Consider the following 25,695-nt stretch of genomic DNA (forward strand, 5'->3'; position numbering starts at 1 on the left):
CGAGTAAAAAAATCGATCAGTTGCGAAACCGTTAGTTCATGAGTGTTTTTATTACGAATTGTAAGTTATGTTGTTGTTTCGCCACTGTTGCGGGGTTTGCCCCGTCCAAATCTTAAAAGCCCGTTGAAAAGCACTTTGCTCAGAATAACAGAGCAGTAGCGCAATTTCTTGCAAACTCAGATGAGGGTCTTTTAAATATTCGGTCGCCAGCATAAAACGAACCTGCTGTACCCGTTCTTGAAACGTGGTGTCTTGTTGTTGTAAATGGCGCTGTAATTGACGCACGGAAAGACCCAGTTTCTCGGCGATAAAATCGATCTGATATTGGTTCTTTTGTAGTCCAGTCAAAATGGCATGTTGTAGCCGTTGATCGAGTTGGGTCGAATTGGGTAATTGATCTAGCAAGGCGTGGGCTTGCTGTAACAGTAATTGCTGTAAGGTGTGATCTCCTGTTTTGAGCGGCTTAAAGGCTTCGCTGACAGGGATCAGGAGTTGGGTTTTGGGCTGTTCAAAACGGACTTTACAATGGAAATACTGCTCATAAATGCTGATATTTTTAGGTGCAGCATTGACGAAATGCACTTCATGCAGATGAATGGTGTCACCCGACATAAACAGTTTAAGAAACTGCACCATCAAGGCAATCGCGATTTCATCGGTCAATTGGGTCGGATGTGGTTCAGGTGCTTCCCAGCGGATAGAGCCATAAGGTTGACTAAATTCGACCACCAGCGGGCTGCCATCATAAATTAAGCGATGAAAATCATGATAACGCGCCAAAGCTTCACCAAGATTTTCACAGGACAGGGCCAGATAGGCAATGATCCCCAAATGTTTGGGTTGTACATATTCTGCGATTTCTAAGCCTAAACCAATTTTGGGATGGCGTTGATTCAGGTCTTCAAGTAAGTCACGCCAAATCACATAATCAAAGCGTTCCTGATTTTGAATTTTTTGTAATTGTTCAGGAATTTCAATGTTTTTTGCCTCGCAGTAGGCTTTTAATAAATGCCCCAAACCGCCAAAAACTGAGCCAGTATAGTTCTTGAGTTGAGACATCCTGTCCACCTCTGATCTTGTCGTGTTTTGTCAATATAAATATATCGTATCGTCAATACTTCGCCTACAAAAATTTATATCTTGAATAAAAATAAGGAAACATTTGGAGAAAACCATGATTAAGGGTTTTATTGCGGGTTTAGCGGTTGCCAATGCATTTGAATGGTTTGCGCATAAATACATTTTGCATGGGGTACATCGTCCGGGTCAGCCACGTTATAGCCCTGTACCAAAAAGCATGGAATCGCATTGGGCACATCACCGTGAAGTACGTAAGCAGGAGTTTTCAGATGATTGCTATGTTGAGGGCGTGGAGCATTGGCGTACCCGCAACGAAATCATGTCATTGGCTGTGGTGGCTGGCGTTGCCAGTGTGGCGTTTTACCCAATCTCAAAAGGCATGTCTTTAGCGGCACTATATAGTGCGGGTAACTATTATTATGTGCATCGTCGTGCACATTTAGAGCCTGATTGGGCAAAACGAACCATTCCTTGGCATTATGATCACCATATGAATTCGAACCAAGATGCCAACTGGTGTGTAACGCGTCCGTGGTTTGATTATGTGATGGGTACCCGAGTGGTCTCTTCTGCGGATCTCAAAGAAGCCAATCCTTTAGGTATTCCATTGCCAGCCGCATTGTCTAAAGCACTGACTCAAGCGGTGGAAGCGGTATTCCCGGTGAAGTGGGTCGAGCAGAAACCCAAATTGGTGGCATCGCCTGCAAAGCCAACCGAGGCAGAAGCAAAACAAGAATCGGTGGCTTAAACTGAATAGATATTAGGGAGTAAGCTTTTTATTGACAAATCATGACATCAAGCCTGAGGTTTTGTCGTGAATTGTCAATAAAATTGGTTTTTAATGTCAATATCTTTGCTCATTTTCTCGCTAATTTAGCTCAAGCATTTTAAGTGCTCAGAATTTGTTCAAAATAACGAGATGATGCTTACCCTCTAGCGTTGTATAACGCAGTTTCCATACCTTGCTTAGCAAGGTATTTTTTTGTCTGTTAGTTTTGTAAATTCAAACCTGTGAGTAGGTAATGTTCATCGCTGTCTTTAAAATTAGGCGAATACTGAAAACAGATTTTTTGCTTCGGTTGAAGGTGAGCCATGATTGGTAAATGTTGAGCAACATAGCGATTGTTTGCAAAAATGAATATTTGTCCTTGCTCGGTCTTAAACTCATATAAATATTGTATCGAGTCACCTGTTTTGGAATAACGTTTTACAGTTTGATACTGATGGAAGATGCCACAATGCTGCTGCTGAGTGGGGTAATTGACTGCGAGATAATAATAGAATTTATGTACAGATAAATAGCTTATAAATATCAAAGGGACAAGAGCGACTATGAATACAATGTGAATCAGAGCGTTTTTTTGATTTTTTGCCCAAAAGAAAATGAAACCTGCAACAACAAAAATAATAGTCCAAACTAAAGTTTCATTCATATTTTTTCAACTAACGATTTAGGCGTAACTGAAAGCTACGCCCGTTACAGGCTTTAGAGACGCATTTCAATGCCTTGTGCGGCAAGATATTGTTTTGCCTCTGGAATGGTGTGTTGACCAAAGTGGAAAATAGAAGCAGCCAGTACTGCATCTGCACCACCTTTTAAGATACCATCGGCCAAATGTTGTAAATTACCGACACCACCCGAGGCAATGGTCGGGATATTGACGCGATCATTAATTTGACGCATCAAGGCAATGTCATAACCTGCTTTAGTACCATCGGCATCCATACTGGTAATTAACAATTCACCTGCACCGAAGTCGGCCATTTTCACCGCCCATTCAATCGCATCGATGCCTGTTGGCTTACGACCGCCGTGGGTAAAAATTTCCCACTTGTTCTCGCCCGTTTTTTTGGCATCAATCGCGACCACGATACATTGTGCGCCAAAGCGTTGTGAGGCTTCTTGGACAAACTCAGGGGTAAAAACCGCAGCTGAGTTGATACTGACTTTGTCCGCACCTGCATTCAACAATAAACGAATATCTTCAACTTTACGAACCCCACCACCGACAGTTAGGGGTACAAAAACGCTTTCTGCCATACGTTCTACAGTACGGTAAGTGGTGTCGCGTCCATGATGGGTAGCAGTAATATCTAAAAAGGTAATTTCATCGGCACCTTGTTCGTTATAACGACGCGCCACTTCAACAGGGTCGCCTGCGTCACGAATATCAAGGAATTGAACGCCTTTGACGACTCGACCATTATCAACATCTAAGCAAGGGATAATACGTTTTGCGAGCATAAAATTTTCCAAAAAATCGCCAATAAAGAAAGGGGTGCTACACCTTCATGGAGGGAACAGGTATTCTATCAAACTTCACAGCTATTTTTTGCAGGTTTTCCATGTCGGTTTATACCCCGTTGAGTTTAGAAGAAGTTCAAGCCTTTGCTGAGCCTTATGGTTTAGCGGTGATTGACCTGATTCCAATCCAAGGCGGTATTCAAAACACCAATTATTTTTTGGTGGATCAATCACAGAAACACTATGTTTTGACGGTTTTTGAAGAATTGGATGCTGAAGGTGCAGGTGAGCTGGTGCCTGTATTAGATTGTTTGGGTGAGGCAGGTGTGCCTGTGGCAGTGCCTTTAAAGCATAGTGGGCAGGCCATTCATACTATTGCCGATAAGCCTGCACAAATTGCACCGCGCTTGATGGGTGAGCATCCTGAAGACGCCAGCATTATCCAAATTCAGGCGATTGCCCAAGCACAGGCAAAATTGCATATAGCCTTACAAGGCTTTCCTTTAGAACGTGATTTCAACCGTAATCATCAATATTGGTCAGATGTCGCTGAGCAACTTAAACCAGAAATGAATGTGCAAGATCAGGCGCTATTGGCACAGGTGTTCCAGCAGTTTGCGGCAATTACCCAGCAGCATCCAGATCGTCCGACGGGCTTTATTCATTCAGATTTATTCAGAGATAACACCTTGTTTGAAGGTGATCACTTGCAAGGTATCCTTGATTTTTATGAATTGAATCAAGATGAATGGTTGTTTGATATTGCGATCAGTATCAATGACTTTTGTACTGCTTATCCTCAAGCGCATTTAGATCAAGCCAAGGCCGATGCCTTTCTTGCAGCATATCAAAGCGTTCGTCTACTGACAGCAGATGAGTTGGCTTGTTTAAACATTTTCTTGGCAATGGCGGCGTGCCGTTTCTGGAGTATGCGTTTACAAGTGGCGCAGAAAAATGCTGAGCAAGGGCGTACTGGGGATGATATTTTGCAAAAAGATCCGCTGGAAATGCGCATGATGTTACAAGACCGTCTACAACGAATCACAGCTTAGGAAACAGACATGCGAGATCAAGGTCGTTTAGTTGAATGGTTTGATGATAAGGGTTATGGCTTTATCCAACCCAATGACACCACAAAAGAGCGTGTTTTTATTCATATTAAAGACTTTGCTCGCACCGGGCCAAGACCCTTGGTCGGCTGTGCCTTGGAATATGTGGTGATTCTGGATGAGCGCGGTCGTTATCGCGCTCAACAGGCGACGTATTTGAAAGCATCGCAGGTGATTGAGCATCGTGCTCGTCCGAGTCAGCCTAAGCCGTCGAAACGTTGGTCTGCGATGCAGATTGGTATTGTGATTTATATTGTATTCATGGTAATTGCAAGTTTGAGCAAATTATTGCCACCTTACACTTTTCTGTTCGTGAGCTTGATGAATGTGCTGAGCTATTGGCTTTACGCGCAAGATAAAGAGGCGGCACAATTGGGCAATCGACGCATCCCAGAACAGACTTTACATATTGTGGACGCTTTGGGTGGATGGTGCGGTGGTTGGCTTGCCCAGCAAAAACTGAGACATAAAACACAAAAACAACCGTTTGGTAAGATTTATTTCTGTACCATAGTCTTCCATATATTATTGATATGTTGGTTAATTTCTCCACTCAATGTGTTTTATTGATCGGGGAGCTTTGTTTCTGGAGATAAATAAAAATGAATTATTCCGTTGATCAAGACCCAAACCGTACTTTAACTTTGGTGTTATATGTACTTTATATCATTGCGATTTTTACTGGTGGTCTATTGGCAATCATTGCCTTGATCATCAACTATGTCAAACGCAGTGATGTAAAAGGCTCGATTTTTGAAAGTCACTTTACTTGGCAAATCCGCACCTTCTGGTGGTATTTGGCGTGGAATATTATTGCCTTTATTCCGTTCTCATTCTTGTTTTTTACTGGTGATAACGGGACGGCCTTTGCAGGTGTTGCGATTTCTGCAACCACCTTTGCCTTTGCGGTGATTTTTGGGGCATGGGTGTGGATCGTGTATCGCGCCATCCGTGGCTTAATTGCTTTAAATGACAATAAACCGATGTATCAAGACTAACATTGATCAGAACTCGCTTGGGTCGTGAACCTAAGCGAGTTCTATCGTGTTGTTGATTTTCGCTGCTGAATGATAGCGATAGTTTGCCCCGCGGTGCGGTTCGGTCAGCAAAGGGCCTTGGCCAAATAGCTTCTCTCGTAATGTCCCTTTGGTATATTCAGTTGCATAGACACCGCGTTGTTGTAGCTCAGGCACCAGATACTCCACCACATCCTCAAAAGTCTGATGCGCCAAAATATAGGCCAAGTTAAAGCCGTCAATATCGGTTTCTTCGGTCCATGCTTGGAGTTGATCAGCCACAGTGGCAGCAGCACCCACCAAGATTGGGCCATTGCCGCCAATACTGGTAAATTTCGCAATCTCTTCAATGGTCCAGATCCGATTTGGATCTGCTTTGACATAAGAGTCGAGCATGGATTGAATCGCATCGGTATGAATATATTCCACTTTGTCTTCGGCATGAAATTGTGAAAAATCAACGCCAGACCAGCCTGATGCTAAAGTTAAGCCGCCGTGATAGCTGGCGTAGCTTTGATAGTCTTTAAATTTTGCTTGGGCCTTGGCATCGCTTTCATCCACCACGATGGACAGCATGGTGTAGATTAAAATCGAATGGGGATCTTTGCCTTGTTCAATCAGTTTGGAACGAATACCTTGGACCAGCTTTTTCACTGCAGCCTTGGTGGGTGCCGAAATAAACACACATTCTGCATTTTGGCTGGCAAATAATTGTCCGCGACTGGATGCACCTGCTTGATAGAGTACGGGGGTACGTTGTGGTGACGGTTCACAAATATGAATACCCGGAACACTGAAATATTGACCTTGATGATTGATCGGATGGACTTTGCGATGGTCTGCAAAAATCCCTCGTTCTTTATCACGTAACACGGCATCTTGTTCCCAAGAACCTTCCCAGAGTTTGTAAAGCACTTCGAGATATTCATCGGCGATGTCATAACGTTGATCATGGCTGACTTGAGTTTTAAGACCTAAGTTTTTTGAGCCACTTTCAAGATAGGAGGTGACAATATTCCAACCGATACGGCCTTTGGTCAAGTGATCCAAAGTACTCATACGCCGCGCAAAGGGATAAGGGTGTTCAAAAGAAATCGAGGTAGTGAGACCGAAACCTAGATGTTGGGTCACTGCCGCCATAGCTGGTACGATTTGCAAGGGATCGTTGACGGGAACTTGCACAGCACCTGTGAGCGCATGTTCTGCGGATTGATGGTAAACATCATAAATGCCTAAAACATCGGCAATAAATACCCCATCAAACTTGCCACGCTCTAAAATCTTGGCTAAATCGGTCCAATATTCTAGGTCTTTATATTCAGTCGAGCGATCTAGTGGATGACGCCATAAGCCTGGCGATTGATGCGCAATACAGTTCATTTCAAAGGCATTAAATCTAATTTTCTTGGTCATATCGCTCTATCGTATATCAATCGTTTTTGTTGATATTAATGAATAATGCTCGTATTGATTAATCATAAAAAAATAAATCTTTATCACAAATGTATTTAACGGGGTTTTGGACTGTGGTTTGAATGGTTATTTTTGATTGAATTCAAAATATTATTTAATTTTTAATTGAGTGCGGTGTATTGAGGTGTGGTGTTGCTTTTTCGGAGAGTTGCTTTTGAATTTAAATGTTTTTTTGGTTATTAAATGATGATTTTTAGGTTATTTAAAATAAAACGATTAGTTTCTATATTTAACTTATAAATAGGCAATAAAAATAATGCTAGTTTATTTTGGAGTTGAGAAAATGAGTATTTATAATGACCTCAAAAATAGAAATAAAACTGGAAGATGCACAGAGTATTCCACAAGATTTTTATCTGAATAATGCACCAGCACATGTGATTGCTTCAGATCAAGAAGCCATTGCTGTGGCGCATCGCGTAGCGGCTGCTTTTGCCAAAGAGGCAGCAAAGCGTGATCATGAGCGCAAGTTACCCTTGCAAGAAATTCAGCAATATTCTGCCTCGGGTCTGTGGGGAATTAATATTCCGAAACAGTTCGGGGGTGCAGGGGTGAGTTATAAAACTCTAGCTGAGGTGGTGACCATCATTTCCAGTGCAGATTCATCTTTAGGGCAAATTGCCCAAAATCATTGGGCCTTTCTAGAACATATCCGCTTAGATGCTTCACTTGAACAGCAGCAGTTCTTCTTCGATCAAGTGCTGCAAGGCAAGCGTTTAGGCAATGCATTCTCTGAAAAAAACTCGAAAACCGTCGCGGACTTGACCACCAAAATTGAATTTCATGATGATTATGCGGTGATTAGTGGTCAGAAATTTTTTGCCACAGGCGCATTATTGGCACATTGGATTCCTGTGGTTGCTGTGAGTGACGATGGCAAAGTATTTGCCGCACTGGTACCACAACATAGCCCAGGTTTGACCATTGTAAATGACTGGAGCAGTTTTGGTCAGCGCACTACAGCCAGTGGCAGCGTACAGCTCGATCAGGTCCGAGTCGATTTGAAATACGTTGTTCCGATTCATCAGGCGTTTGAACGACCTACCGCAGCAGGTGCAATTTCACAAATTATTCAATCCGCTGTTGATGCAGGGATTGCACGTGGGGCCATTGAGGAAACTATCCGTTATGTGCGTGAGCATGCCCGTCCTTGGATTGACTCCGGTTTGGAGTTTGCCAGCCAAGACCCCTATACCATCAGTAATATTGGCGAACTGAAAATTAAACAGCGTGCAGCCGAGGCGGTTTTAGCTTTGGCAGGTGAGGCGATTGATCGTGCTTTGGCCAATCCGACTGAAGACACTGTCGCTGAGGCGACCTTACTCACGGCTGAATCGAAAGTGCTGACCACGGAAATTGCATTGTTGGCGGCCAATAAATTATTTGAGTTGTCTGGTACCCGTTCAACCCTATCGGAGTTGAATCTGGATCGGCATTGGCGTAATGCACGAACCCATACCCTACATGATCCCGTACGTTGGAAGTTCAATCTGGTGGGTAATTATTATCTGAATGGTGTGGCACTGCCACGTCATGCGTGGAGTTAAGAGGGCGCTATTATGACCAGTCAAAGCAATCAAAATCTTGCCTTGGGTGCACATTATGAACAGGTGGCGGCGAAGTTCCGTCCGATTTTCCAACGCATTGCAGAAGGTGCTTTAGCACGGGAAAAAAACCGAGCATTGCCCTATGAACCGATTCAATGGTTAAAACAGGCAGGCTTTGGTGCGGTACGAGTGCCAGTCGCTTTTGGCGGTGATGGTGTTTCACAAAAGCAATTGTTTCAGTTGTTGATTGAGCTTGCTCAGGCAGATTCCAATGTAGTTCAGGCCTTACGGGGGCATTTTGCTTTTGTCGAAGACCGTTTAAATGCCCAAAAAACGGAACCTCAGACCTTATGGTTCGAACGCTTTGTCCGTGGAGAGATTGTGGGGAATGCATGGACGGAAATTGGTCAAGTTGAAATCGGTGATGTGGCGACCCGTGTCACGGCAGCACCAGATGGAAAACTCCGTGTGAATGGTCAGAAGTATTATTCCACAGGTACGATATTCGCTGACTGGATTGATCTCTTCGCTTTGGATGAAACTACCAATCAGCATGTGATTGCTGCGGTGTCCACGCAAGCAGAAGGCATTGATGTTGTGGATGATTGGGATGGCTTTGGGCAAAAAACCACGGGCAGCGGCACACTGAGCTTAAGTAATGTGGAGATTGCTCGAGATCATATTTTGGTTTTTGAACACCGATTTAAATACCAAACTGCCTTTTATCAGGTGGTGCATCTGGCGACTTTGGCAGGTATTGCACAAAGTGCTGTAGAGACGTTTACTCAAGAGGTACGTCAGCGGACACGGATTTATAGTCATGGCAATGCCAGTCTGGTACGTGACGATGCTCAAATCCTACAAGTGATTGGCAAAGCGTCTGCACAGGCTTATGCGGCGCAAACGATTGCACTGGGTACTGCTGAAGCCCTAGATGCTGCGTATTTACAACATTTTCAGAATGATGAACAGGCTGAACTGGAGGCTAATGAGCGTGCTGAATTAGTATCAGCACAGGGGCAAGTGGTGATTGCGGAGTTGGTCTTGAATTTGAGTACCGAGTTGTTTAATGCCTTGGGGGCATCGGCCAGTAGTACTGACAAGCAATTAGACCGTTTTTGGCGCAATGCCCGTGTGGTCGCCTCACACAATCCATTAGTCTATAAACAGAAAGTGATTGGTGATTGGGAAGTGAATCAGGCGCCATTGCCTTATGTCTGGCAGATTGGCAAGAGCCCTGTTGCTGTGGAGCAAAAACAAATCCCAGCTTAGGAGGCCCAGTGCACAACAGTTTTGCTTTCTATAAAACCAGTTGTGCACGTTCCTATATTTATTTATTTTCTGGCAGTTGTTTCTTCGCAAAAAATTTAAATTTTAGTTCGCTAACGAGAATACCAAGCACAACCAATAAGCCACCCAATAAGGCCAATAAAGTTAAGCGTTCTCCTGCAATACGACCGATTACACCCGCCCATACTGGTTCACCAGCATATATAATCGCAGCACGGGTTGGGTCCACCATGCGTTGTGCCCAGTTCATCACAAACTGAATCAAAGCGCTGGCCAGACCTAAAGCCACAGCAATAATCAACAAGCCCCATGAGAAATTGGGAATGCTGTGTTCGCCAACCATGGGCATACTGGCAAAAGAGAGTAATGATGCGACCGCCAATTGAATCACGGTGACCCGTCTCAAATTAACTTTTCCAGCAAAATAACCAATCAGGATAATTTCTAAAGCAACAGCAAAAGCACAGATCAAGGTAAGTACTTGGCCATAACTGAAGCTAATATTTGAAAAACCATTACCCGTTAAAAAGATCAATCCTATAAAGGCCAACGCTGTGCCGACCCATGTCATCAAAGATGGTCTTTTTTGGAAGATCACCCACATCAAAATGGGGACGAGAGGGACATAAAGCGCGGTTAGAAAAGCAGATTCACTGCTCAGAATCGTTTGGAGTCCAATGGTTTGCGTGCCATAACCAATGGCAATCAGAACGCCTATCGCTGTGCCTGCCATGGTCTCTTTGAAGGTTAGCCCACGCATCGATTTCATTGAAATCAAGAAAATCGCCAAGGTCGCAACAGCAAAACGACAACCCACGAAAAACATTGGCGTACTAAAGTTCAGTGCATATTGCACGGCTAAAAAGGTGCCACCCCAAATCATGGTAATCACAATAAGTGCAAATTGTGCGGCTTTAGGTGATTGCGATAAAGCAGTCAAGACATCGCTCCAGGTAGTTATAGTGCAATATACTGCACATATTGCATTGCTTTATACTATTGTGCAATATATTGCTCATATTTTTATTTGTTGTGATTGTCGATGAGTCATTCAGAGGTGGTATTGGAGTATGTCGGACAAAATATCCGCCTTTTCCGAACGGAACGTCAATTGAGTCAGCAGGAGTTGGCAGATCAAGCTGGCGTTAGTCGCCGTACCATTGCAGCCTTAGAAACTGGGCAAGTCAATATTAGTTTGGCCAAGTTGGATGCGATTGCAACAGCTTTGGCCGTGGACTTTAAAAGATTGGTCAGTGCGACGGACTTAAATGAATCTGCAATTGTGAATAGCTTGGCTTGGCAAGGGCAGTTTCCTGAAAGTCGGGCAACTTTGCTCGCAGCTGTACCTACGCATGCGCAGGTGGAATTATGGAACTGGACTTTAGCAGTTGGAGAGGTGTATCAGGCGGAAGCGGATCAAAAAGGCTGGCAAGAATTGATTTATGTCTTAGAGGGAGAATTAACGCTTTCGTTTGAACAGGAAAATCGAGTACTTCAGGCAGGCGAATCGATTTTATTTGAGAGTTCTGTCAATTATCGTTATCTCAATCAAGGAAGTAGCACCGTTCGCTTTATCCGAAACGTGATTTATTAATACTCAAAACGTGCTTAAGTTTGATTGCTTAAGCACGTTTAGCATTTGTGGCTATTTATGCCAACTTAGCTTGAGCGTTGATGCGTTCCATACTTATCAATCATGATCGAGCTGGCCTCATTCAAACCTCGTACCATGACATGCACGCCTTTACGCTGGAATTTATGCACCACACTGTCGATCATGGCCACTGAAGTGACATCCCAAATATGCGAATGGCTTAAATCAATAATGACTTCTTTTACATCTTCATTGAAATCAAAACTTTGCATAAATTTTTCTGAAGAGCTAAAGAAAATCTGACCTTTTAGATCATAAACGCGTGCCTGATTTTCAAAATATCGCTCAACTCGAATATCTTGCTCTAATTTATTGGCAAGGAATAAAGCCGACAGTAATACGCCCGTGAGTACGCCCAAGGCTAAATTATGAGTCGCAACCACCACAACCACGGTTGCAAGCATTACGATATTACTGCTGATCGGATTGTTGCTAAAACTGCGGATGGATTTCCATTCAAAGGTACTGATTGAGACCATGATCATTACTGCAACCAAGGCGGCCATAGGTATCACTTTTAACCAGTCGCTGATAAATACCACTAAGATGAGGAGGGAAATCCCTGCCGAGAAGGTCGATAAACGGGTCAAGCCACCTGATTTGACGTTAATCATCGATTGTCCAATCATGGCACAGCCAGCCATGCCACCCATAAAACCAGAAGCGATATTGGCGATACCCTGACCCTTACATTCTTGGAATTTATCGCTTGGGGTATCCGTCATCTCATCAATAATTGTTGCGGTCATCATGGATTCAAGCAAACCGACTGCAGCTAAAGCAACAGCATAGGGAAAGATGATTTTTAGGGTTTCAAAGTTAAGGGGAATATCTGGAATTAAGAAGATGGGAAGTGTATCGGGTAATGAACCCATGTCTCCCACTGTACGAATATCAATGCCGAAGTAGATGGCGAGCAAAGTCACTGTGATGATACAGACCAAAGGAGAGGGTAATAATTTTCCAATCTTGGGAATCAGCGGAAATAGATAGATAATGATCAGGCCCAATAACACCAATGCATAGACCTGCCATGTGACATTGACCAGTTCAGGCAGTTGCGCCATAAAGATCAAAATCGCCAAAGCATTGACGAATCCAATCACCACAGATTTGGATACGAACCGCATCAGTTTGGCTAGCTTTAGATAGCCCGCGATAATTTGCAATACACCTGTGAGCAAGGTGGCAGCCAGCAGATATTGTAAGCCATGCTCTTTAACCAAACTGGCCATGACCAAGGCCATTGCACCTGTTGCGGCTGAAATCATGGCGGGGCGACCACCCACAAAAGCAATCACCACGGCAATACAGAATGAAGCGTATAAACCGACTTTGGGATCGACCCCTGCAATAATAGAGAAGGCGATGGCTTCTGGGATTAGCGCTAAACCAACAACCAGTCCAGCCAAAATATCCGCACGGATATTGGAGAACCATTGCGCTCGAATATTGGAAAACATAGAAATAGCCTATTTTTTAGGAATTTTTAAAGGCTAGTGATGTGATATACAGACACACGACTACACCACATCACTAGACAGTGATGAGTTAATACATAGGGCATGTAAAACTTAAGGTGGCGTAAGCATCATGTGAGCAGAGAGGGCTTTATTTGAACTGGTGCTAGCATAGCACCCAAGGGGATAAAGCTCTAGCGATTGTTACAATAACTAGAGCCTGAAACGATTAGAGTGATTGCTGGTCTAGCAATAATTGTGCTTCACGAAGACTTAAAGTACCTTCATAGATAGCACGACCTGTAATCGCACCCAAAATCCCTTTTTTGTCTTTGAGGTTACGTACATCGTCCAAATTGGTGACACCGCCAGAAGCAATCACAGGCAGACCAGAATAGTTGGCCAAGTTCACGGTTTGTTCAACGTTTACACCTTGCATCATGCCATCACGCGCAATATCGGTATACACAATACTCGATACGCCAGCATCAGCAAAACGTTTAGCAAGGTCAGTCGCTTTTACATCAGTCACATTGGCCCAACCATCAGTCGCAACCATGCCATTGATCGCATCAATCCCCACAATGATATGACCCGCGAAGCGTTTGCATGCTTCTTCAACAAATTCAGGCTCTTTCACGGCTTTGGTGCCAATAATCACGAAAGAAACGCCCGCTTCCAAATAGTGCTCGATGGTTTCAAGTGAACGAATACCACCCCCAATTTGAATTGGAAGTTCAGGTTGTGCGCGCGCAATCGCCTCAACCACGGGTTTATGAATTGGCGTACCTGCGAAAGCACCATTTAAATCGACTAAATGTAAACGACGTGCGCCTTCATCCACCCAATGTTGTGCAGTTGCCACAGGGTCTTCAGAGAAAACGGTATCGTCTTCCATACGTCCTTGTTTTAAACGGACACATTTACCATCTTTCAGGTCAATTGCTGGGATGATTAGCATGCTTTCGCTCCTTGCATCATCATAGAGTTTAAATTGGCTACATCTTAGCAAAATATTGGTCAATCGCTAAGCCTTGTCTGCTGAACCTTCCAGTATTCTGCTGATTTGTTGCAATAATTGGGTTGTGAGTAATTGTTGCTGATACAGTTGCTCGAAGCAAAGCAGTGCGGCATAGGCATCTGCTGCGGCATAATTGATTTGTTGTGGGCTGAGATGTTGAACAGACCAGTTTGAAGTACTGATTTTTTTACTTTTGGCAAAATAACGCTGAAAAAGCAGCGCGATTGCTGTTTGAATTCCGACTTGGCTACGATAACCAAAACTTGTAAAGCTCTTGGATAGGTCAATCATTGCATTACACTGAATACCTTTGCGACGGAAGATATGGGTATCATTTTTTAATCCAAAGCCAACTTTGAGTTGTTGTTCATTTTCAAGGATTGGTTTGAGGAAGGCTAAAATTTCAGCACTGATTTGGAACAGATAAGCTTGGTTTGGTGTTGCCAGCTGGATCAGGTGAGGACCAGTCGATTGCTCGCCGACTTTGAAGGTCGGTTTAGATTCGGTGTCGAAACCAAAAACTTGAATAGATGCGAGTTCCGCTTGAATGGCCTTGCACTGTGCAGGTGTTTGAATCACCAAGATACGATCTGTGCTTGGATTCTGAAATGCAGGCAAGGCGCGAATGTATTCTTTGCTTAAAGGAGGAGTGTGTTGAGGCGTATCCATTTGCATTAAAAGCTCAAAGCGTTTGATTGAGCTTAAAGGGTTTTATTGAAATAAAAAAGCCAAGTCACAACACTTGGCTTTTTTTACGAGTAAGCCTTAATTCTGCTGTTCCATTTGAATGTGCTGGCTTCTTTGTACATAGTCTTGATAAGCAGGTATCGAAATTGCTGCCAAAATACCGAAAATAAAAGCAAGCGGGATGATAATGATATAAATCCAGCCTAAAACTTTTTCCCAATCAGATGTTATTCGCGCCAAACCAAAGTTATTTTCTCCATCTGTTCCTTTAGCACAAAATAGATAAATCATAAGAAATAAATTTGCTAAAGGCACAATCATGAGCAGGGATAACCAGCCACTTTGATTTCGATCATGTAAGCGACGGATTGTAAAAATAAAAGATAGATAAATAAACCCAATATATACAATTGCCACTACGAGAATGAGGAAGATTGGAAAGTTAGGTTCTTGCGGACTACCTGCTGTAAATAGTCCTGATGACAGGGCGAGTGCGAAGAAAATAATAAAAAAAATAATACTACTTAAAAATGTCCAAGCAGCATAGGATAGTCGGCCAAAGCGACCTTTGGGGCTCAGTGGGTGATCCACGGTTTGAGTTGATGAATTCATTGTTATTCCTATCTAAGTGTTTTTATGGGTGTTGTAAAATTTGAAAAATGTATGCATTAGAATAATAAAGAAAAATTTTCTAAATTAAAGCTTAATTTATTTTATCAGTTGCAGATCAAGTCATAACGTGAAACTTGATCTGCATCGACGGCTACTTAAATATTCCATTCCACAAAGTTCTTTAACAACTGTAAACCAGCGGTATGACTTTTTTCAGGATGGAACTGTGTTGCAAACAAATTGTCTTTATGAATTGCGGTACAGAAATTTACGCCATAATCACACGTTGCCGCAGTGACTGCTGAATCTTTTGGTTCAACATAATAGCTGTGTACAAAATAGAAACGTGCATCTTGCTCAATGTTATTCCACATGGGATGACTTGGATCAAGTTGATGTACTTGATTCCAACCCATGTGCGGTACTTTTAAATGAGGAATTTCAGGAAAGTGTTTCACTACACCATCAAAAATACCCAATGCAGCCACACCGCCATTTTCTTCCGAACGTTGTAGGAGGGCTTGCATCCCGACACAAATCGCCAGCACAGGCTTATTGAATGCAGCCTGACGTACCACCTCATCAATCCCAGCTTCATGCATACCTTGCATGCAGTCACGCATCGCCCCTACACCTGGGAAAACAATTTTATCTGCTTTGGCAATCAGTTTCGGGTCATTGGTGACATCAACTGTTGCACCGACATGCTCTAGCGCTTTCGCTGCAGAGTGTAGATTGCCCATGCCATAATCAAGTAAAGCAATACGGGTCATTACAAACTACCTTTGGTTGAAGCGATGGTGTTTTCTGCACGTGGGTCAATTTCACAGGCCATACGTAATGCGCGTGCTAAAGCTTTAAACACACTTTCAATCTGGTGGTGACTATTTTTGCCTTTCAGGTTATCAATATGCAATGTCATCAGCGCATGATTGACAAAACCTTGGAAGAACTCTGAAAATAAATCGACATCAAAGGTTCCGATGCGAGCACGTGTATATGGAATATCCATAAACAGGCCCGGACGACCAGACAGATCAACCACAACACGAGACAGTGCTTCATCTAATGGTGCATAAAAATGCCCATAACGACGTAAGCCTTTTTTATCACCGAGTGCTTGCGCAAAGGCTTGTCCCAAGGTGATTCCACAGTCTTCGACCGTGTGATGGTCATCAATTTCTAGGTCACCATCGCAATGAATGTCGATATCAAATAGACCATGGCGCTTGATTTGATCAATCATATGGTCTAAAAATGGAACTCCAGTGTTGAGTGTGCCTTGACCAGTACCATCGAGATTGAGACGAACTCGAATTTTTGTTTCGTTGGTATTTCTTACCACTTCACTGATACGTTGCGTCATGGACACGTTCCTCAAAAAACGTCAAAAATGATTGAATTAAAAACCAATAGTTTCGCTGTGACGAAAAAGTGACAGCATCATAGTTTGCTCAGGAGGGTTAATCAATGCCTATTACCGTACATGCTTACAGTTCTCTGGATAATCTAGGAATTCGTACTCAGCTAGAGCGACTTTACGATACCAGCCCAGAGTTTGGCGATGGGCAAGATGCAATGGAACAACTTGAACAAAATCTACAGCAATATACCACAGTTTATACTGCTGAATTTAACACCAAAATTATAGGTGCAATTTGGGCGACAGGACAAGGTGAAAGCCGTGTTTTGGAATATATTGTGGTACACCCAGCCAATCGTGGGCGTGGGGTCGCTGAACGCTTGGTTGAAGAGGTGTGCCGTATGGAAGAAGAACAAGGGGTTAAACAGTTTGAACCGGGTTGTGGGGCCATCCATCGCTGTTTATCACATCTTGGCAAAATCTAAGTTCTAGGTGACTGCTTTGTAGTAAAATTAAGCGTTTAAGAGAAAAACCCACAAATTTGCTTGACGGGCTTAGACAAACATTGTTTAATACGCCCACTTTGGCGTGATAGCTCAGTAGGTAGAGCAACGGATTGAAAATCCGTGTGTCCCCAGTTCGATCCTGGGTCTCGCCACCATAAATTTGTATTTTCAATCCCTGATCCCATCAGGGATTTTTTTTGCCTTAAAATTGATTGCGTGAAAAATGTGCATTCAAATCAAAAGCTCATGATAATTATTGACTATTCAGCTGAGATGCGGCTTAATACACCCCATCGGCGTGATAGCTCAGTAGGTAGAGCAACGGATTGAAAATCCGTGTGTCCCCAGTTCGATCCTGGGTCTCGCCACCATATTCAAAAAGCCTCAAACAAAAGTTTGGGGCTTTTTTTATTGCTTCAATATTTTGTTATATTGATGACAAGTAGAAAAATTGAAGAATAAACCCACATGAAGGATTTATTTTCGGCACACAGTAAACTTTATCAACAAGCACGGCCGACCTATCCACACTCGTTGATCCATAGCTTGGTCAAGCAACTGAATGGTTTTGCTTGCGCATGGGATTGCGGGGCAGGTTCGGGACAGCTAACTCAACTGATCGCTCCCTATTTTCAGCAAGTGGTTGCAACGGACCTCAGTCAAAATCAATTAGATCAGGCTCCAGTCTTCGCCAATGTACAGTATTTACAACAAGCCGCAGAGCACTCCATATTTCCAGATCAGTATTTTGATTTAATTACCGTTGCCCAGGCGATTCACTGGTTTGATTTTGAAAAATTCTATGCAGAAGTGAGGCGAACGCTGAAAGCAGACGGTATTTTTGCGGTGATTGGTTATGGCTTAATCCAGTTGGATGATACAGATCTAAATCAGCGAATCGATCAGCTCTATCATCATACTTTAAAGGGCTTTTGGGATGCGGAACGACGTTATATTGATGAGCTTTATCAAACGATCCCATTTCCTTTTGAGGAAATCAGCATGCCGCAATTTCAGATTAAGTTAAGCTGGACAGGGCCGCAATTGTGGGATTATTTAAATACTTGGTCTGCGGTGAAGCATTACCAAGATCAACAGCATAAGAGTCCATTGCTGAGCTTAGAGGGCCTTTTACAACAACAGCAATCCATTGGAGTCACTTTTCCAATTTTGCTCAGAGTGGGGCGCTTAGCTGCATCAGAATAGGAAGAGTAAAAAAAGCATGTCGGAACATGCTTTTTATTTGGATGGGAGCCGAGCGTTAAGCAGATTTGGCCACAGCTGCTGGCGCTAACATATGACCTGTTTCTTCAAAGTTGGCATGCCAAGACAAGGCTTCACGAAGAATGTGCGGGGTATGGCCACCACGTGCACAAGCACGGTCAAAGTAATCGTTGAGCGCACCTTGATAAAGTGGATGTACACAGTTGTCGATAATGACGCGGGCACGTTCACGTGGCGCTAAACCACGAAGATCAGCCAGACCAACTTCTGTGACCAAGATGTCGACATCATGTTCGTTATGGTCGACATGGCTAACCATTGGCACGATTGATGAAATATCACCACCTTTGGCAATGGATTTGGTTACGAAGATCGCAAGGTGTGCATTACGGGCAAAGTCACCTGAACCGCCGATACCATTCATCATTTTGGTCCCACATACATGGGTCGAATTGACGTTACCGTAGATATCAAACTCAAGCGCAGTGTTAATCCCGATAATACCTAAACGACGCACGAGTTCTGGGTGGTTTGAAATCTCTTGTGGACGCAGTACCAATTTGTCTTTGTAATGCTCAAGATTGCCAAAAACGCGCTCACCACATTGTGCTGATAAGGTAATTGAGCTACCTGAAGCAAACTTCATCTTACCGGCATCAATCAACTCAAAAGTACAGTCTTGTAGCACTTCCGAGTACATGACCAAGTCTTCAAAATTTGAGTCTTTCAGTCCAGTAAGCACTGCATTGGCGATCGAACCAATCCCTGCCTGTAATGGGCCTAAGTTTTTCGCTAAACGACCTGCAGCCACTTCCTGTTCAAAGAATTTGATCAAGTGGTTGGCAATGCCTTGAGTCTCAGCATCAGGTGCAGTCACCGTTGATGGTGAATCTGCCGTGTCATTGAAGACGATCCCCACGATTTTTGCAGGATCAATTGGAATCGCGGTTGAACCAATACGGTCATCCACTTGTGTCAAAGGCAATGGCGTACGGGTAGGGCGATAAGTCGGAATATAGATATCGTGTAAACCTTCAAAGTTTTCACTCAAAGATGTATTGATTTCAACAATGACTTTTTCTGCAAAAATCGCAAAGCTGGCAGAGTTACCGACAGAGGTGGTTGGTACGATATGACCATCCTCGGTAATGGCAACCGCTTCAATCACCGCAACATCAGGACGTTTTAGTTGCTGGTTACGCATTTGCTCAACGGTTTCAGACAAATGCTGGTCGATAAACATCACTTCGCCATTGTTGATGGCACGACGTAAGGTATTGTCGACTTGGAATGGCATACGACGTGCAAGCACACCTGCTTCTGTCAATTGTTTGTCTAAGTCGTTGCCGAGGCTCGCACCGGTAATTAATGTGATTTTTAACGGATTTTTTTTGGCTTGCTCAACCAATGCTTGTGGAACAGCTTTGGCTTCGCCAGCACGGGTAAAACCGCTCATGCCAACCGTCATATCATTTTTAATAAACTGAGCTGCCTGCTCTGCACTCATCACTTTGTCATGCAGTGCTGCAAGACGAATACGACTTAAAGACATCATCCATTCTCAATATTGCTTTTCATTGGCTATGGATTTTAGCGCTAAAACATGAAAAGTGAATTGAAATAAGGCTAAGGTCTAATACAGCTGCATACGCTTTATTCATCTGCTTTTCGGTTGCTTATTTTCTGTGTGATATTTGCTTGAATTTATACAGAAAAGAAACTTCAGAACAGGGCAATGGTTTGGTTTGAATCCGTATAAAATCGAACTCAAGCCCTCAATCCTGTATTGCTGGGACTGAAGACTTTAGTCGAAGAGTTATGACTAGACTGTGCATGGATGCTCATTAGGCAATTTTAAAAATGCCCTGTTAGCGTCTGTTTGATTTTGTCGATGGCATTATTTTGGGGTTCGTCACTTGGTGTTGTGGAAATGGGTAGGGAAATCACCACTTCCAAGCCGCCTTGCTCACGGTTACGAATGCTAATCTGTCCCTGGTGAATATCGACAATCCGTTTCACAATCGCCAGACCTAAACCACTGCCTTGAATTGTTCGCGCTGAATTACCACGCACGAAAGGTTGCATTAACTCTTCCACTTGATCGGGAGGAATCCCTTCACCATGATCGGCAACCGTAATTAAGATGTGCTCGTCGACATGACTAGCAGACAATTCAATCGGTTCTGCACCATAGCGTTTGGCATTGTTAATTAAATTGGCAATCAGGCGTTTTAAGGACAAACTACGAGCAGCAATGATAGGGAGCTCTTGTGCCTGAAAGCGGATATCCAGTGGTTTGAATTGCACCACCAGTTCTTGTAGCAGGGTATTCAGGTTGGTTTCTGTGAGTTCTTCATCCGAACCATCCCGCATATAGGAAATGAACTGATTCAGAATTGCATCCATATCATCGACATCGTAGATCAGCCCTTCACGGAAAAACTCATCAGGCAGCATTTCTGCGGTCAGACGGATACGGGTCAGAGGTGTACGCAAGTCGTGTGAAATCCCTGCCAGCATAATCTGACGATCACGTTCGGTTTGCTCAAGCGTATACACCATGTGATTAAAGGCCTGATTCACTTGTCGAATTTCAAGTGGCCCGTGATTGGTATCAAGATACGGGGCTTTACCTGTTTTACTATAATTGTTGGCTGTATTTTGTAAACGACGCAAAGGTCGATTCATTTGTCGGACCAAAATTAAAATAATGATGGAGGATACGATAGGAACACCAAATAACCATCCCGCGATCAGTTCGACGCTATAGTTGGTATAGGTTTTTAATGGTTCTCTGACCCAGTTCCCGTTCATTTCGGGTGTTTGAATCCAAATTCGTGGGATTGGTTTAAATTTAAAATAAACTGTGACGTTTTCTACGCCCAGTTCTTTGGCCAGTTTGGATTCAATCTGATTGGTAAATAGTTCCGCTAAGAATTTATCTTCGACTTTAGGAAATTCTTTTGGATCGGTTACATATTCGATGCCAATACGATTTTTTAACCATGTATCGACATCAACTTCACTATCGCGATGCAGAATACGGATATCTGGATTGTTGACCAGTTCTAATTCAATCGCGAGATAGCGGGCATGTTGTTGTAATTCAGGTAGATAAAGTGTTCGCCAAAAGAACCACAAGGACATAAACAGGCTAAAGAACACCATGAACAGCACCAGAATGGTGGTGCGCATAGCGGCGGAACGCGGTTTAATTTTATCTAAAAAACGTTCCCATTTGGTTCTAGGCCTTTCTGAATAAGTCGAAAAGTCCGTAAACTCTTGTGGATCAATTGGTTCAAGTTTCAACGTTTTATTTCCTAAGCTTATTCAGCGCCATCTGGAACAAAAACGTAGCCCACACCCCATACCGTTTGGATATAGCGGGCACGGGCAGGGTTATCCTCAATTAAACGGCGCAAACGAGAGACTTGTACATCAATCGAACGTTCCATTGCACCCCATTCACGTCCACGTGCTAAATTCATTAGCTTGTCTCGTGTTAATGGTTCACGTGGATGTTGAACCAGTGCTTTTAATACGGCAAATTCACCTGTCGTTAAAGTAACGACTTGACCTTCACGGGTTAAGGTGCGGGTAGAAAGATCTAAAGACCATGGACCAAAGCTGACCACTTCCACTTGCTGACTTGGAGCGCCTGGCACTTCACGTACTTGACGACGTAATACTGCGCGAATACGCGCCAGTAATTCATTTGGGTTAAATGGTTTTGGTAAATAGTCATCGGCACCCGCTTCCAGACCCGCAATACGGTCAGAGTCACTACCACGTGCAGTCAACATGATAATTGGTGTATCAATATTGGATTGACGTAGACGACGGCAAATGCTTAAACCGTCTTCAACTGGAAGCATAAAATCAAGCACGATAAGCGAGAACAGTTCGCGTTGCAGTAAACGGTCCATTTGGGTTGCATCATGGGCAGTTTTTACCACAAAGCCTTTGTCTTCCAAAAAGCGTTGTAATAGCGTACGCAAGCGCACATCGTCATCGACCACTAAGATGCGTTCGACTCGGTCTGTCTCATGGTGCACAGTTTCCGTCGATTCGGCAGGTACAACTAAACTCATGATGTGCTCCTTTATCGTTTATTGTCATCGTCTTTATGCAATGCGATTGTGAAATATCAATACAACTTTGAGTATACGATTCATTGCACAGTTTTGGCTATGTTATAAAGCAACAAATATTGCCAATAAAATCAAGAGATAGATACCAAATATATACAGGCAAAATGATGACAATCAATCTATTTTTCAATATTTAGGCGAAAAAATCTTGGTATTTTAGAAACATTTCGAGATTTGCATAAACTACTCTCACAATATTCAAAAAAACAATGGTGGATTTTATAGCCATGAACTTTATAATCAGTGCTTTTAGACTTAACCCTTGTGGAATCAATCACGATGACTGACTTAGTTCAGCAGTTGGCAAATGAACTTGCCGTACGTCCAAACCAAGTAGAAGCTGCTATTCGTTTAATTGATGAAGGTGCTAGCGTTCCTTTTATTGCACGTTACCGTAAAGAAGTCACGCAAGGCTTAGACGATACGCAATTACGTCAACTCGATACACGTTTAACTTATTTACGTGATTTATACGAGCGTCGTGAGAAGGTGATCCAATCTTTACAAGAACAAGATAAATTAAGCGATGATTTATTAGCACGCGTTAATGCAGCAGACACCAAGAATGCATTAGAAGAAATTTACGCGCCATACCGTCCAAAACGGACCAGCAAATCATTTAAAGCAAAAGAAGCAGGCCTCGGGGTTGTTGCTGAAAAAATTATTGCTGATCAAGTGGACCCAACTGAAGCTTTAGCGGGCTTTAGTCATGAAGACTACCCAGATGTAGAAAGCCAGCTGGATGCGATTCAGCATATCTTGATTGATGACTGGGCACAAAATATCGGATTAACCACTGAATTAAAACAAACTTTTGCTAAAACTGCCGTATTGAAAAGTGCGGTTGCTTCTGATGAGAAAAAAGAAGTTGGCAAAAAGTTCCGTGATTATTTTGAGTTTTCTGAAAATCTCAATAAGGTACCATCACATCGTTTATTGGCGATGCTACGCGGTCGTCAAGAAAATGTATTGGGCTTGAAAGTAGATGGCGAAGATGATGTGCCCTTAGCTCGTATTGAGACAGAATATAATCTTGAACAAATTCAACCACAAAGCCGTCAGGATTATTTAAAGCAAACGGCTAAATTGTTCTGGTTAGGCAAGATTCGTCCGCAGATCGAACATTCATTATTAACAGACAAGCGTTTGGCTGCTGAAGCTGAAGCAATGGATGTATTTGCTGAAAATCTACGTCATTTATTGCTTTCTGCACCTGCAGGCAGCCGTACCACATTAGGGGTTGACCCTGGTATCCGTACCGGTGTGAAGCTTGCTGTGGTCAGTGATGCAGGTGATGTATTGGCACATAGCACCATTTATCCATTTGCTCCGAAAGAAGATAAAGCGGGCTCTATTGCAGAACTTGCGCGTTTATGTCGCGAGTTCCACGTGGAACTTATTGCGATTGGCAACGGAACAGCAAGCCGTGAAACAGAAGCGGTTGTTGCTGAAATGATGGCAGAAAATACCGATTTAAAACTGACCCGTATCACTGTCAGTGAAGCAGGTGCTTCTGTTTACTCGGCAAGTGAATTGGCTTCACAAGAGCTTCCTGAACTTGATGTCTCAATTCGTGGTGCAGTATCAATTGCCCGCCGTTTACAAGATCCATTGGCTGAACTTGTGAAAATCGATCCAAAATCGATTGGTGTAGGTCAATATCAACACGACGTCAACCAAACGGGCTTAGCAAAAACACTGGATGCCGTGGTGGAAGACTGTGTGAACGCGGTGGGTGTCGATGTAAATACAGCGTCACCAGCGATCTTGGCCTATATTGCGGGTCTGAATAAGTCGATTGCACAGCAGATTGTGGAATATCGTAAAGAAAATGGTCGTTTCGACAACCGTCAATCATTGAAAAAAGTGCCACGTTTAGGCGAGCGTACTTTTGAACAGTCTGCGGGCTTCTTGCGTGTACAAAATGGTTCAGAGCCATTAGATGCTTCTGCTGTTCACCCTGAAAGTTATGGTTTGGTAGAAAAAATTGTTGCAGCAAAAGCGACAACTGTGAAAGACATTATCGGCAACACTGAAATTATTCGCCAAGTTAAAGCCGATGAATTTGTCGATGATAAATTTGGTCTACCCACCATTCAAGACGTGCTCGCTGAATTGGAAAAGCCAGGTCGTGATCCACGTCCTGAGTTCCGCACTGCAAAATTCCGTGAAGACATTACTGAGGTTGCTCAACTCACCGAAGGCATGCAGCTAGAAGGTGTTGTGACCAATGTGACCAACTTTGGTGCCTTCGTCGATGTGGGTGTACACCAAGATGGTTTAGTACATATTTCTGAACTTGCTAATGAATTTGTGTCTGATCCACATAAAGTGGTGAAACCAGGCCAAATCGTACAAGTGCGTGTGATGCAAGTGGATGTAGAGCGAAATCGTGTGAATTTGAGTATGCGTGCAGAAGGTTCTGCGCCAGCCAAAGCGGCACGTTCTCAACAACGTCCACAACAAGATCGTGCCGAACGTTCTGAGCGTAAACCTCAGGGTCAACGTCCACCACGTAAAGATGGTGATAAACGTCCGCAACATCACAAACCAAAATCTGAAAAACCACAAGAGCAAAAAATTGGTGGTTTAGGTGCGTTGTTATTACAAGCTGGGATTAAAGGTTCTAAGTAATTGAGAAATTAAATAAAAGCCTCTTCGGAGGCTTTTATTTTAAGTCATATAATCTAGATTTTTGAGCTTAGAGATGACAATACCCATAAAAAGATCAAGGATGAAAGAATGAAAAAAATACTGTTTCTATTGGCGATTTCAAGTTTAAGTTTTGCTGCGCTGGCGAAAGTTCCTTATAGCGCAACAGCAGATTGTCGTTTTGATTATGATGATTTTGACTTTTGTTCCAAACAGAGTATTGCTCAATATAAAGCGGCATTGGCAAAACAATTGCCAAACTATGATGCAACAAAAATTTTGCTCAATGTCGGATCGGCTCAAGCGATTCGTTATGTGGTGATTGATACTGAAATTGGAGTTGTGTTTCCATTACGTGATGAAATCTTAGGCTTTAAAGATGAGAAAGGTGGATTAAATGGTCAGCCTGCCTTGATTCAATTTTCACTTAAACAGCCGCAATTGTGTATTCAGGGCAGTGTCTATGCCTATCGAGATGCCTATGATAATGTCAAAGTCTGTTATCGCATGGAAAAAGACGCAGGGCTTAAATATGGTCAAGCCATCAGACGTATGGATATTCCAATGTCATTAAACTGATCAAGATTTTAATCGCCTCCTTTTGG

At 43.1% G+C, this 25,695-nt stretch carries 25 protein-coding genes and 2 tRNA genes; 13 read left to right on the forward strand and 14 right to left on the reverse strand.

Translation table 11 applies throughout. The features are described from left to right. Positions 1-51: 51 nt before the first annotated feature. Entirely contained in the window at positions 52-1,059 is a 1,008-nt protein-coding gene (locus V6E90_RS09370; RefSeq protein WP_332605197.1) for an AraC family transcriptional regulator, read from the reverse strand. A gap of 115 nt (positions 1,060-1,174) precedes the next feature. Here V6E90_RS09370 and V6E90_RS09375 point away from each other — a divergent pair, with 115 nt between their 5' ends. Continuing rightward, positions 1,175-1,828 (forward strand): sterol desaturase family protein, encoded by a 654-nt coding sequence (locus V6E90_RS09375; RefSeq protein ID WP_016542950.1) that lies wholly within the window; start codon positions 1,175-1,177, stop codon positions 1,826-1,828. Between the two features lie 241 nt (positions 1,829-2,069). Here V6E90_RS09375 and V6E90_RS09380 read toward each other — a convergent pair whose 3' ends face one another. Both V6E90_RS09380 and hisF read right to left on the reverse strand, forming a co-directional pair. Continuing rightward, positions 2,070-2,513 (reverse strand): hypothetical protein, encoded by a 444-nt coding sequence (locus V6E90_RS09380; protein WP_332605198.1) that lies wholly within the window; start codon positions 2,511-2,513, stop codon positions 2,070-2,072. Between the two features lie 53 nt (positions 2,514-2,566). Further along, a complete protein-coding gene (hisF, locus tag V6E90_RS09385; RefSeq protein WP_004657307.1) occupies positions 2,567-3,325 on the reverse strand; it encodes an imidazole glycerol phosphate synthase subunit HisF in 759 nt (252 codons plus the stop codon). 101 nt (positions 3,326-3,426) lie between these two features. Here hisF and V6E90_RS09390 point away from each other — a divergent pair, with 101 nt between their 5' ends. The 3 genes from V6E90_RS09390 to V6E90_RS09400 are packed head-to-tail and all read left to right on the forward strand — an operon-like array spanning position 3,427 to position 5,432. Beyond that, a complete protein-coding gene (locus V6E90_RS09390; RefSeq protein ID WP_332605199.1) occupies positions 3,427-4,377 on the forward strand; it encodes a homoserine kinase in 951 nt (316 codons plus the stop codon). Positions 4,378-4,386: 9 nt separating this feature from the next. After that, a complete protein-coding gene (locus V6E90_RS09395; protein ID WP_016542948.1) occupies positions 4,387-5,004 on the forward strand; it encodes a DUF1294 domain-containing protein in 618 nt (205 codons plus the stop codon). Positions 5,005-5,036: 32 nt separating this feature from the next. Next, positions 5,037-5,432, forward strand: coding sequence for a DUF4870 family protein (locus V6E90_RS09400; RefSeq protein WP_065343178.1), 396 nt, complete (start codon positions 5,037-5,039; stop codon positions 5,430-5,432). A gap of 30 nt (positions 5,433-5,462) precedes the next feature. Here V6E90_RS09400 and V6E90_RS09405 read toward each other — a convergent pair whose 3' ends face one another. Next, positions 5,463-6,863 carry an LLM class flavin-dependent oxidoreductase gene (locus V6E90_RS09405; protein WP_332605200.1) on the reverse strand — a complete coding sequence of 467 codons (1,401 nt, stop codon included), beginning with the start codon at positions 6,861-6,863 and terminating at the stop codon, positions 5,463-5,465. 356 nt (positions 6,864-7,219) lie between these two features. On the opposite strand from V6E90_RS09405, the gene V6E90_RS09410 reads away from it, so the two are divergent. Both V6E90_RS09410 and V6E90_RS09415 read left to right on the forward strand, forming a co-directional pair. Continuing rightward, complete coding sequence (locus V6E90_RS09410) at positions 7,220-8,470, forward strand: SfnB family sulfur acquisition oxidoreductase (RefSeq protein WP_016542945.1); 1,251 nt, start codon at positions 7,220-7,222, stop codon at positions 8,468-8,470. Positions 8,471-8,482: 12 nt separating this feature from the next. Continuing rightward, entirely contained in the window at positions 8,483-9,742 is a 1,260-nt protein-coding gene (locus V6E90_RS09415; protein ID WP_332605201.1) for a monooxygenase, read from the forward strand. 58 nt (positions 9,743-9,800) lie between these two features. Here the strand turns inward: V6E90_RS09415 and V6E90_RS09420 are convergent, their stop codons facing one another. Next, entirely contained in the window at positions 9,801-10,643 is an 843-nt protein-coding gene (locus tag V6E90_RS09420; RefSeq protein WP_378319710.1) for a DMT family transporter, read from the reverse strand. Positions 10,644-10,802: 159 nt separating this feature from the next. Between V6E90_RS09420 and V6E90_RS09425 the strand changes: the two genes are divergently transcribed. Then, complete coding sequence (locus V6E90_RS09425; RefSeq protein WP_332605202.1) at positions 10,803-11,354, forward strand: helix-turn-helix domain-containing protein; 552 nt, start codon at positions 10,803-10,805, stop codon at positions 11,352-11,354. A gap of 65 nt (positions 11,355-11,419) precedes the next feature. Here the strand turns inward: V6E90_RS09425 and V6E90_RS09430 are convergent, their stop codons facing one another. From V6E90_RS09430 to hisB, 6 genes are all read right to left on the reverse strand, one after another. After that, complete coding sequence (locus V6E90_RS09430; RefSeq protein ID WP_332605203.1) at positions 11,420-12,877, reverse strand: SulP family inorganic anion transporter; 1,458 nt, start codon at positions 12,875-12,877, stop codon at positions 11,420-11,422. A gap of 226 nt (positions 12,878-13,103) precedes the next feature. Beyond that, positions 13,104-13,835 carry a 1-(5-phosphoribosyl)-5-[(5-phosphoribosylamino)methylideneamino]imidazole-4-carboxamide isomerase gene (gene hisA / locus V6E90_RS09435; RefSeq protein WP_004803807.1) on the reverse strand — a complete coding sequence of 244 codons (732 nt, stop codon included), beginning with the start codon at positions 13,833-13,835 and terminating at the stop codon, positions 13,104-13,106. 66 nt (positions 13,836-13,901) lie between these two features. Then, on the reverse strand, positions 13,902-14,570 hold the full coding sequence (locus V6E90_RS09440) for a 3'-5' exonuclease (RefSeq protein WP_081408988.1): 669 nt from the start codon (positions 14,568-14,570) through the stop codon (positions 13,902-13,904). A 90-nt stretch (positions 14,571-14,660) separates the two neighbouring features. Beyond that, positions 14,661-15,194 carry a DUF805 domain-containing protein gene (locus V6E90_RS09445; RefSeq protein ID WP_023271179.1) on the reverse strand — a complete coding sequence of 178 codons (534 nt, stop codon included), beginning with the start codon at positions 15,192-15,194 and terminating at the stop codon, positions 14,661-14,663. Positions 15,195-15,349: 155 nt separating this feature from the next. Further along, complete coding sequence (hisH, locus tag V6E90_RS09450; RefSeq protein WP_332605204.1) at positions 15,350-15,967, reverse strand: imidazole glycerol phosphate synthase subunit HisH; 618 nt, start codon at positions 15,965-15,967, stop codon at positions 15,350-15,352. Continuing rightward, positions 15,967-16,560 (reverse strand): imidazoleglycerol-phosphate dehydratase HisB, encoded by a 594-nt coding sequence (hisB, locus tag V6E90_RS09455; RefSeq protein WP_004803817.1) that lies wholly within the window; start codon positions 16,558-16,560, stop codon positions 15,967-15,969. The genes hisH and hisB overlap by 1 nt, the downstream gene beginning before the upstream one ends. A gap of 104 nt (positions 16,561-16,664) precedes the next feature. On the opposite strand from hisB, the gene V6E90_RS09460 reads away from it, so the two are divergent. From V6E90_RS09460 to V6E90_RS09475, 4 genes are all read left to right on the forward strand, one after another. Beyond that, positions 16,665-17,042, forward strand: coding sequence for a GNAT family N-acetyltransferase (locus tag V6E90_RS09460; RefSeq protein WP_004657331.1), 378 nt, complete (start codon positions 16,665-16,667; stop codon positions 17,040-17,042). Between the two features lie 100 nt (positions 17,043-17,142). Beyond that, positions 17,143-17,218: transfer RNA gene (locus V6E90_RS09465), tRNA-Phe, on the forward strand. A 140-nt stretch (positions 17,219-17,358) separates the two neighbouring features. Beyond that, positions 17,359-17,434, forward strand: a tRNA-Phe gene (locus V6E90_RS09470). A 97-nt stretch (positions 17,435-17,531) separates the two neighbouring features. Then, complete coding sequence (locus V6E90_RS09475; protein ID WP_332605205.1) at positions 17,532-18,269, forward strand: class I SAM-dependent methyltransferase; 738 nt, start codon at positions 17,532-17,534, stop codon at positions 18,267-18,269. A gap of 55 nt (positions 18,270-18,324) precedes the next feature. On the opposite strand, the gene V6E90_RS09480 is transcribed toward V6E90_RS09475, so the two are convergent. The 3 genes from V6E90_RS09480 to ompR form a co-directional block, all read right to left on the reverse strand. Beyond that, on the reverse strand, positions 18,325-19,839 hold the full coding sequence (locus V6E90_RS09480) for an acetyl-CoA hydrolase/transferase family protein (RefSeq protein ID WP_016660112.1): 1,515 nt from the start codon (positions 19,837-19,839) through the stop codon (positions 18,325-18,327). Between the two features lie 302 nt (positions 19,840-20,141). After that, positions 20,142-21,596, reverse strand: a complete 1,455-nt coding sequence (locus V6E90_RS09485; RefSeq protein WP_016542936.1) for an ATP-binding protein — start codon at positions 21,594-21,596, stop codon at positions 20,142-20,144. 17 nt (positions 21,597-21,613) lie between these two features. Continuing rightward, a complete protein-coding gene (ompR, locus tag V6E90_RS09490; RefSeq protein WP_004657337.1) occupies positions 21,614-22,378 on the reverse strand; it encodes an osmolarity response regulator transcription factor OmpR in 765 nt (254 codons plus the stop codon). A 339-nt stretch (positions 22,379-22,717) separates the two neighbouring features. On the opposite strand from ompR, the gene V6E90_RS09495 reads away from it, so the two are divergent. Beyond that, positions 22,718-25,072, forward strand: coding sequence for a Tex family protein (locus V6E90_RS09495; RefSeq protein WP_332605206.1), 2,355 nt, complete (start codon positions 22,718-22,720; stop codon positions 25,070-25,072). 108 nt (positions 25,073-25,180) lie between these two features. Then, positions 25,181-25,669 (forward strand): hypothetical protein, encoded by a 489-nt coding sequence (locus V6E90_RS09500; protein WP_332605207.1) that lies wholly within the window; start codon positions 25,181-25,183, stop codon positions 25,667-25,669. Positions 25,670-25,695 lie beyond the last annotated feature (26 nt).

It is taken from the genome of Acinetobacter sp. ESBL14, from assembly GCF_036668815.1.
Lineage (GTDB): Bacteria > Pseudomonadota > Gammaproteobacteria > Pseudomonadales > Moraxellaceae > Acinetobacter > Acinetobacter gyllenbergii.

Coding starts and splice junctions, on each gene's coding strand:
- V6E90_RS09370 (WP_332605197.1), bottom strand. CDS start 1,059: ATGTCTCAACTCAAGAACTATACTGGCTCAGTTTTTGGCGGTTTGGGG.
- V6E90_RS09375 (WP_016542950.1), top strand. CDS start 1,175: ATGATTAAGGGTTTTATTGCGGGTTTAGCGGTTGCCAATGCATTTGAA.
- V6E90_RS09380 (WP_332605198.1), bottom strand. CDS start 2,513: ATGAATGAAACTTTAGTTTGGACTATTATTTTTGTTGTTGCAGGTTTC.
- hisF (WP_004657307.1), bottom strand. CDS start 3,325: ATGCTCGCAAAACGTATTATCCCTTGCTTAGATGTTGATAATGGTCGA.
- V6E90_RS09390 (WP_332605199.1), top strand. CDS start 3,427: ATGTCGGTTTATACCCCGTTGAGTTTAGAAGAAGTTCAAGCCTTTGCT.
- V6E90_RS09395 (WP_016542948.1), top strand. CDS start 4,387: ATGCGAGATCAAGGTCGTTTAGTTGAATGGTTTGATGATAAGGGTTAT.
- V6E90_RS09400 (WP_065343178.1), top strand. CDS start 5,037: ATGAATTATTCCGTTGATCAAGACCCAAACCGTACTTTAACTTTGGTG.
- V6E90_RS09405 (WP_332605200.1), bottom strand. CDS start 6,863: ATGACCAAGAAAATTAGATTTAATGCCTTTGAAATGAACTGTATTGCG.
- V6E90_RS09410 (WP_016542945.1), top strand. CDS start 7,220: ATGACCTCAAAAATAGAAATAAAACTGGAAGATGCACAGAGTATTCCA.
- V6E90_RS09415 (WP_332605201.1), top strand. CDS start 8,483: ATGACCAGTCAAAGCAATCAAAATCTTGCCTTGGGTGCACATTATGAA.
- V6E90_RS09420 (WP_378319710.1), bottom strand. CDS start 10,643: ATGATTTGGGGTGGCACCTTTTTAGCCGTGCAATATGCACTGAACTTT.
- V6E90_RS09425 (WP_332605202.1), top strand. CDS start 10,803: ATGAGTCATTCAGAGGTGGTATTGGAGTATGTCGGACAAAATATCCGC.
- V6E90_RS09430 (WP_332605203.1), bottom strand. CDS start 12,877: ATGTTTTCCAATATTCGAGCGCAATGGTTCTCCAATATCCGTGCGGAT.
- hisA (WP_004803807.1), bottom strand. CDS start 13,835: ATGCTAATCATCCCAGCAATTGACCTGAAAGATGGTAAATGTGTCCGT.
- V6E90_RS09440 (WP_081408988.1), bottom strand. CDS start 14,570: ATGCAAATGGATACGCCTCAACACACTCCTCCTTTAAGCAAAGAATAC.
- V6E90_RS09445 (WP_023271179.1), bottom strand. CDS start 15,194: ATGAATTCATCAACTCAAACCGTGGATCACCCACTGAGCCCCAAAGGT.
- hisH (WP_332605204.1), bottom strand. CDS start 15,967: ATGACCCGTATTGCTTTACTTGATTATGGCATGGGCAATCTACACTCT.
- hisB (WP_004803817.1), bottom strand. CDS start 16,560: ATGACGCAACGTATCAGTGAAGTGGTAAGAAATACCAACGAAACAAAA.
- V6E90_RS09460 (WP_004657331.1), top strand. CDS start 16,665: ATGCCTATTACCGTACATGCTTACAGTTCTCTGGATAATCTAGGAATT.
- V6E90_RS09475 (WP_332605205.1), top strand. CDS start 17,532: ATGAAGGATTTATTTTCGGCACACAGTAAACTTTATCAACAAGCACGG.
- V6E90_RS09480 (WP_016660112.1), bottom strand. CDS start 19,839: ATGTCTTTAAGTCGTATTCGTCTTGCAGCACTGCATGACAAAGTGATG.
- ompR (WP_004657337.1), bottom strand. CDS start 22,378: ATGAGTTTAGTTGTACCTGCCGAATCGACGGAAACTGTGCACCATGAG.
- V6E90_RS09495 (WP_332605206.1), top strand. CDS start 22,718: ATGACTGACTTAGTTCAGCAGTTGGCAAATGAACTTGCCGTACGTCCA.
- V6E90_RS09500 (WP_332605207.1), top strand. CDS start 25,181: ATGAAAAAAATACTGTTTCTATTGGCGATTTCAAGTTTAAGTTTTGCT.